The organism is Ottowia sp., from assembly GCF_035444425.1.
In the GTDB taxonomy this organism is placed as follows: Bacteria; Pseudomonadota; Gammaproteobacteria; order Burkholderiales; family Burkholderiaceae_C; genus Ottowia.
The window spans coordinates 75,459-82,726 of record NZ_DAOMOQ010000011.1 but is presented as its reverse complement, the minus strand read 5'-3'; the positions used below and the strand labels follow the sequence as shown (position 1 = coordinate 82,726).

5 protein-coding genes are annotated in these 7,268 nt (G+C 69.1%); 2 read left to right on the top strand and 3 right to left on the bottom strand.

Going from position 1 to position 7,268, the window contains the following annotated elements; translation table 11 throughout:
• Nucleotides 1-149: 149 nt before the first annotated feature.
• Complete coding sequence (locus PK606_RS06660) at nt 150-1,643, bottom strand: AMP nucleosidase (RefSeq protein ID WP_324561986.1); 1,494 nt, start codon at nt 1,641-1,643, stop codon at nt 150-152.
• Nucleotides 1,644-1,667: 24 nt separating this feature from the next.
• Nucleotides 1,668-2,612, bottom strand: a complete 945-nt coding sequence (locus PK606_RS06655; protein WP_324561984.1) for a prenyltransferase — start codon at nt 2,610-2,612, stop codon at nt 1,668-1,670.
• Between the two features lie 149 nt (nt 2,613-2,761).
• Between PK606_RS06655 and PK606_RS06650 the strand changes: the two genes are divergently transcribed.
• Both PK606_RS06650 and PK606_RS06645 read left to right on the top strand, forming a co-directional pair.
• On the top strand, nt 2,762-3,184 hold the full coding sequence (locus tag PK606_RS06650; protein WP_324561982.1) for a YbaN family protein: 423 nt from the start codon (nt 2,762-2,764) through the stop codon (nt 3,182-3,184).
• A 22-nt stretch (nt 3,185-3,206) separates the two neighbouring features.
• Nucleotides 3,207-5,024 (top strand): ABC transporter transmembrane domain-containing protein, encoded by a 1,818-nt coding sequence (locus PK606_RS06645; RefSeq protein ID WP_324561979.1) that lies wholly within the window; start codon nt 3,207-3,209, stop codon nt 5,022-5,024.
• A gap of 447 nt (nt 5,025-5,471) precedes the next feature.
• On the opposite strand, the gene ggt is transcribed toward PK606_RS06645, so the two are convergent.
• Nucleotides 5,472-7,256: a gamma-glutamyltransferase gene (gene ggt, locus PK606_RS06640; protein ID WP_324561978.1), complete on the bottom strand. Its 1,785-nt coding sequence runs from the start codon at nt 7,254-7,256 to the stop codon at nt 5,472-5,474.
• Between the last annotated feature and the right edge of the window lie 12 nt (nt 7,257-7,268).

Sequence of the window (7,268 nt, the reverse complement as noted above, 5' to 3'; positions counted from 1 at the left end):
ACTTGGACAGAAGATGTGAACATTTGTTCCCTAAATTACTGACTTATGAGTAAGAGCGTCTGTCGGAAAACATACAGTCGCAGCTGATACTGAACCGCGCTTTCCGAACCCTACGCTGCCTGAAATATCACTGAAAGAAGTCCAGTCGTTCACTGGAACGCCACCTCGGCGAAGCTGCGCAGCTTGCGGCTGTGCAGGCGGTCGAGGCCGTTCTCGCGCAGGCGCTCGATGGCCCGGATGCCGATCAACAGGTGCTGGCTGACGCGCTCGCGGTAGAAGTGGTTGGCCATGCCGGGCAGCTTGATCTCGCCATGCAGCGGCTTGTCGCTGACGCACAGCAGGGTGCCGTAGGGCACGCGGAAGCGGAAACCGTTGGCGGCGATGGTGGCGCTTTCCATGTCCAGTGCGACGGCGCGCGATTGCGAGAAGCGCCGCTGCGGTGCGTGGTCGCCCAGCAGCTCCCAATTGCGGTTGTCGGTGGTGGCGACGGTGCCGGTGCGCATGACGCGCTTCAGCTCGGCGCCCTGCAGGGCGGTGACGTCGGCCACTGCGGTTTCCAGCGCCACCTGCACCTCGGCCAGCGCCGGCACCGGGATCCACAGCGGCAGGTCCTCGTCCAGCACATGGTCCTCGCGCACGTAGCCGTGCGCCAGCACGTAGTCGCCGAGCTGCTGGCTGTTGCGCAGGCCGGCGCAGTGGCCGACCATGATCCAGGCGTGCGGGCGCAGCACCGCGATGTGGTCGGTGATGGTCTTGGCGTTGCTGGGGCCGACGCCGATGTTGACGAGCGTGATGCCGCTGCGGTCGTCGCGCTTGAGGTGGTAGGCCGGCATCTGCGGCCCGCGCGGCGGCGGGATGCCCTGCTCCTCGCCGGGCACCGAGGGCAGGCCGGCGCGGTGCGTGACGACGTTGCCGGGCTGCACGAAGCCGCAGTAGGCACTGCTCGCGTTCTGCATCTCGAGCTGGCCGAGCGCGATGAACTCGTCGATGTAGAACTGGTAGTTGGTGAACAGGATGAAGTTCTGGAAATGCTCGGGCGAGGTGCCGGTGTAGTGGCGCAGGCGGTGCAGCGAGTAGTCCACGCGCGGGGCGGTGAACAGCGCCAGCGGATAGGCCTCGCCCGGCAGCGGGCGGTACATGCCGTTGGCGATGCTGTCGTCCATGTTGCCGAGGTCGGGCAGGTCGAACACCTCGGCCAGGCGCTGGCGCTGGCGCGTCGTCATGCTGCCTTCGAAGTGGTCGTCGTCGGCCAGGCTGAAGGGCAGCGGGATCGGGTGGTTGCTGGTGCCCACTTCCAGCGTGACCGGGTGGTTGGCCAGCAGCAGGCGGAACTGCTCGCGGTAGTAGTCGGCGTACAGGTCGGGCCGGGTCAGCGTGGCCTCGTAATGCCCGGCGTGCGAGACGAAGCCGTAGGCCAGGCGGGTGTTCGGATGCCGGCTGTTGGTGGTCGTCAGGCGCACGAAGGGGTAGTGCGCGCGCACCCGGGTCGGCTGCTCGGCCGGGCCGTCGGTCTGCGCCACGTAGGCCTGCAGCGCCTCGCGCAGGTGCGCCAGCGCCGCGTCGTAGATGCGCCGGGTCAGCGCCAGCGCGGCATCGGGGTCGGTGAACGGGGTGGGCGGAACAAAGGTCGGCAGCGAGATCATGAGCTATTGTCCATGCCGTCGGCCTCAGCGCCCCGCCGCCAGGACCGCCAGCGCCGCCGCGATCGCCAGTGCGTGCAGGTTGGCGGCGGCGATGCCCAGCACGATCGCCGGCCGCAACCGCTGCGGCTGCCGCGCATGGCGCCAGAACAGCGCCGCGGCGGCGAGTGACAGCGGCAGCGACAGCAGGCCCCACAGTGCCGCCGCAGGCGGGATCAGCAGCCACACGCTGAGCGCCAGCCAGCCGTGCGCCAGCAGCGCCAGCCAGGCATACAGCGCCGCCGCGCGACGCGCGCCCAGGCGCACCGCCAGTGTGCGCTTGCCGACGCTGGCGTCGGAGCGGGCGTCGGGCACGCCGTTGATCAGCAGGATGCAGGCGACCAGCAGCGCCAGACTGAAGCCCAGCGAGATCGGGATCGGCATGAAACCGTGGCGCTGCACGTAGTCGGCGCCGATCACCACCAGCCACCAGGCCGCCGCCACCGCCAGCTCGCCCAGCCCGCGCGACATCAGCTTGAACGGCGGCGCCGAATAGGCCCAGGCGATTAGCAGCCCGGCGGCGCCGACCAGCATCAGCCCGCCGCCGCTGCGCGCCGCCAGCAGCAGGCCGGCAGGCACCAGCAGGCCCAGCAGCAGCGCCGCCAAGCGGCCGGTCTGGATTTCGCTCACCTGGCCTTGCTGGATCAGGCGCGCGCCACCGGTGAACGGGTGCAGACCCAGGGTGTTGGCGGCATCGGCGCCGTTGCGGGCGTCGTGGTAGTCGTTCAGCACGTTGGCGCCGGCGTGCGCCATGCAGGCCAGCAGCACCGTCGCTAGTGCCGCGGGCAGGTCGAGCCCGCAGCCGCACATCGCCGCCGAGGTGATGCCCAGCAGGCAGGCCGACAGGGTGACCAGTAGGAAGCCGGGCCGGGTCATGCGCCAGTGCAGCACGGCCTGGCGGCGCCAGTGCGGGAGCGCGCGGGTGGAATTCATGGCGCGATTGTGCTGGCCCGTGTCCGGCCCGCCAGGCGCGCCGTGTGCCGGCGCGGGTCAAGCCGCAGTCGGTAAGATGCGGGGTTCGACGTATTTACTATGAAAACAATAGCTTCCGGTGCCCGATGGCGCGGCGCCGGAATCGCCCGATGATGCAGGAACCGGAATCTTCACGCCTGCCGACGCCGGACCGTATCGTGCTGCGGCGCCGTGTCGCGGTGCTGCTGTGGCGCGCGGTGGCGCTGCTGAGCCTGGCCCTGGGGGTGATCGGCATGGCGCTGCCGGTGATGCCGACCGTGCCCTTCCTGCTGGTGTCGGCCTGGGCCGCCAGCAAGGGCTGGCCGGCGTTCGAGCTGTGGCTGATTCGGCATCCGCGATTCGGCCCGCCGATCGTGCAGTGGCGGGAGCGCGGCGCCGTGCCGCGGCGCCTGAAATGGTTCAGCACGCTGGCGATGACCGCCAGCGCCATCGGCATTCAGTTCTTCGACCAGATCCCGCTGCCGGTGCGCATCGGCGTGCCGGCCGTGATGGCGGCGGTGGGCATCTGGCTCTGGTTCCGGCCGGAGTCCTGAGCGGCCAGGCACGGGTTCTTTCGTGGCCACGGCATCACGCACCGCCCGTCCCGCCACCAGCCACCCGCGCGCGCTGGGTGGTCTGCTGCCGTTCCTGCGACCGTACCGCGCACGCATCGCGCTGGCGCTGCTGTTCCTGGTGGCCGCCGCGGCGGCCACGCTGGTGCTGCCGGTGGCACTGAAGTCGCTGATCGACGGCGGCTTGGTCGAGGCCGGGCCGGGTGACCGGCTGCTCGCCTTGCGTGGTCACTTCCTGGCCCTGTTCGGTGTCGGCGTGGCGATGGGGGTGTTCTCGGCGCTGCGTTTCTACATGGTCAGCTGGCTGGGCGAGCGCATCACGGCCGACCTGCGCAATGCGGTTTATGCGCACGTGGTGCGGCAGAGCCCGGAGTTCTTCGAGACCACCCAGACCGGCGAGGTGCTGAGCCGCCTGACCACCGACACCACGCTGGTGCAGACGGTGGTCGGTTCCTCGCTGAGCCTGGGCCTGCGCAACACGGTGATGGGCCTGGGCGCGCTGGCCATGCTGGTGGTGACCAATCCGCGCGTGATGCTGCCGGTGCTGGGCATTCTGGCGCTGGTGGTGCTGCCGACCCTGATCATCGGTCGGCGGGTGCGCAAGCTGAGCCGTGCCAGCCAGGACCGCGTGGCCGATTCCAGCGCCATCGCCGCCGAGGTGCTGAACGCTATTCCCGTGGTGCAGAGCTATACCCAGCAGCAGCGCGAATCGGGCCGCTTCGCAGATGCCACCGAGCGTGCCTTCGAGACCGCACGGCGGCGCACCCAGGTGCGCGCGGTGCTGGTGGCCTTCATCGTCATCGCCACCTTCGGCGCATTGCTGTGGGGTCTGTACCAGGGCACGCAGGCGGTGCTGCGCGGCGACATCACCGCCGGGCACCTGGGTCAGACCGTGGTCTACGTGATCGTGCTGGCCGGCTCGGTGGCGGTGCTGTCGGAGGTCTATGGCGACCTGCTGCGCGCCGCCGGCGCCACCGAGCGTCTGATGGAACTGCTGCACGCGCGCTCGCCGGTGTCCGAACCCTTGCAAGCGCGTGCGCTGCCGCCGGTGGCCGGCGGCTCGTCGGTCGATTTCGACCAGGTGGTTTTTCACTACCCGTCGCGGCCGTCGCAGCCGGCGCTGCAGGACTTCTCGCTGGCGGTGCAGCCGGGCGAGACCGTGGCCCTGGTCGGACCCAGCGGCGCCGGCAAGAGCACGGTGCTGCAACTGCTGCTGCGCTTCTACGACGTGCAGGCGGGGCAGATCCGCGTCGATGGCGTGCCGGTGGCCGAGTTGCCGCTGGATGCGCTGCGCCAGCGCATCGGTCTGGTGCCGCAGGACAGCACGGTGTTCTCGGCCAGCGCGCTCGACAACATCCGCTACGGGCGCCCCGACGCCAGCGATGCCGAGGTTCAGCAGGCGGCGCGCGCCGCCTTCGCGCACGACTTCATCATGGCGCTGCCCGAGGGCTACGCAACCCACCTGGGCGAGCGCGGCGTGCGCCTGTCGGGCGGCCAGCGCCAGCGCATCAGCATCGCCCGCGCGCTGCTGAAGAACCCGCCGCTGCTGCTGCTGGACGAGGCCACCAGCGCGCTCGACGCCGAAAGCGAGCGCATGGTGCAGGCGGCGCTGGAATCGGCTATGCAGGGGCGCACGACACTGGTGATCGCGCACCGGCTGGCGACGGTGCTGCGCGCGGATCGCATCGTGGTGATGGAGCAGGGGCGCATCGTCGATGTCGGCACGCATGCGGAACTGGTGGCGCGAGGCGGGCTGTATGCGCGGCTGGCGGCGATGCAGTTCGATCTTGAAAACGCGCGGGACGGTGCCGTTACCGGATAGCTGCTTCTGAGGTGGTTAATGCGCTGTCGGCCGGGAGTTCGCCCCGGCGGGCGACCTACTTTCTTTTGCTCCGCCGAAAGAAAGTAGGTAAAGAAAAGGCGGCCCCACTGGCCGCGTCCCGCAGCGTTGCTGCGGGCAACCTGCGATGCTCGGTCGCGGGGCGGCGCTGCGGAACTCGCTGCGCGCTTGCAGCGCTGCGCTCGGACAACCGCAGCGAGTCAGTCTACGCAAGCGCGGCATGCTGCGCTGCCGCGTCCGCCCCATGCCCTGCGCTTCTCGGCACGGCCAGAGGGGGGCTGAACTCCACCCGGGCTATCGCGCCGCTCGGCCCCGTCTTGCTCCCTCTCCCGCTGGCGGAGAGGGTTAGGGTGAGGGTAGACGCGCCTTGACCGAATCGATCAGAAAAGCCCGTCAGTCGATGAGCTTCCGGCGCGACCAGCTATCGAATCAATAGCCCAGCGTCTTGCCGTCCGGGTTGCGCGGATCGGAGTAACCCCAGAACTCGTTGCCCTGCACCTGGATCGTCTGGGTGCGGCCCATGGCGGGCTTGACCGCGACGTTCTGGCCGCGCTGCTTCAGGGTCGCGATGGTGTCGGGCGAGAAACCTTTCTCCAGCCGCAGCTCGTCTGGCGTCCACTGCTGGTGGAAGCGCAGCGCGGAGGCGGCCTCGGCGGGGTTCATGCCGTAATCGATGGCGTTGACCACCTGCTGCAGCACGGTGGTGATGATGCGTGCGCCACCGGGGCTGCCGGTGACCAGCCAGGGCTTGCCGTCCTTCAGCACGAAGGTCGGCGTCATCGACGACAGCGGACGTTTCTTCGCCTGCACCGCGTTGGCGTCGCCGCCGATCAGGCCGTAGGCGTTGGGCACGCCGGGCTTGGCGCTGAAGTCGTCCATCTCGTTGTTCAGCATGATGCCGGTGCCGGGCGCCACGATGCCGCTGCCGAAGTTGGTGTTGAGCGTGTAGGTCACGGCGGCGATGTTGCCGGCCTTGTCCATCACCGAGTAGTGCGTGGTCTGGTCGCTCTCGTAGGGCTGCGGCTGGCTGGGTTTGATGTCCTTGCCGATGCGCGCGCGGTTCGGGTCGATCAGCTTGGCCAGGTCGTCGGCATAGCGCTTGCTGGTCAGGCCCTTGAGCGGGATCTTGACGAAGTCCGGGTCGCCCAGGTACTCGCTGCGGTCGGCGTAGGCCAGCTTCATGGCTTCGGACGCGTGGTGCACCGATTGCGCGCTGTTGTGGCCCCAGTCCTTCATCGGCCAGCGTTCCATCATGTTCAGGATCTGCACCAGGTGCACGCCACCGGACGACGGCGGCGGCATGGTGACGATCTGGTAGCCGCGATACGTGCCGCGCACCGGCTCGCGCTCGACCACCTTGTATTCGCGCAGGTCCTGCGCCGTGATCGGGCCGTTGTTCCTGGCCATGTCGGCAACGATTTTCTGCGCGATGTCGCCCTCGTAGAAGGCCTTGGCGCCATCCCGGGCGATCAGCCGCAGCGACTGTCCGAGGTCCTTGTTCACCAGCAGTTCGCCCGGCTTCATCGGCGCGCCGTTCTTCCAGTAGATCGCCTTGGTGGCGTCCCACTTGCCCATGTTCCTGGCTTCTTGAGCCAAAACCTTGGCCAGCGTCTCGCTGATCGGGAAGCCCTTCTCGGCCAGCTCGATCGAGGGCTGGATCAGTCTGGCCAGCGGCTGCGTGCCCCATCGCCGGGCCGCATGCGCCATACCGGCCACGGTGCCCGGCACGCCGACAGCCGAGTGCGTGTAGAGCGACTTGCCGCTGATGACATTGCCTTTCTCGTCCAGGTACATGTTGCGCGTGGCCTTGAGCGGCGCGACTTCGCGGAAGTCGAGCGCCACGTCCTGGCCGGTCCTGGCGTCGTGCACCATCATGAAGCCGCCGCCACCCAGGTTGCCGGCGTTCGGCAGCGCCACCGCCAGCGCGAAGCCCATGGCGACGGCCGCGTCGACCGCGTTGCCGCCGCTCTTGAGCACCTCGAGGCCGATCCTCGAAGCCAGTTCCTGTTCGCTGGCGACCATGCCGCTGCGCCCCACCACCGGGTGGAACACATCCATGTCGAAGTCGTAGGCGGCTGCGGCGGCCTGCGTTGCCGCCGGCGCCACCGCGACGCTTGCCGGCGCTTGCGGCGGCGGGGCGGTGACGGTGCTGCAGGCGCCGAGAACGGCCAGGGCGATGCCGCCCAGCAGCAGGCGGTAGCGATGGTCTTGCATGATGTCTCCTCT

Coding starts and splice junctions, on each gene's coding strand:
- PK606_RS06660 (WP_324561986.1), bottom strand. CDS start 1,643: ATGATCTCGCTGCCGACCTTTGTTCCGCCCACCCCGTTCACCGACCCC.
- PK606_RS06655 (WP_324561984.1), bottom strand. CDS start 2,612: ATGAATTCCACCCGCGCGCTCCCGCACTGGCGCCGCCAGGCCGTGCTG.
- PK606_RS06650 (WP_324561982.1), top strand. CDS start 2,762: ATGATGCAGGAACCGGAATCTTCACGCCTGCCGACGCCGGACCGTATC.
- ggt (WP_324561978.1), bottom strand. CDS start 7,256: ATGCAAGACCATCGCTACCGCCTGCTGCTGGGCGGCATCGCCCTGGCC.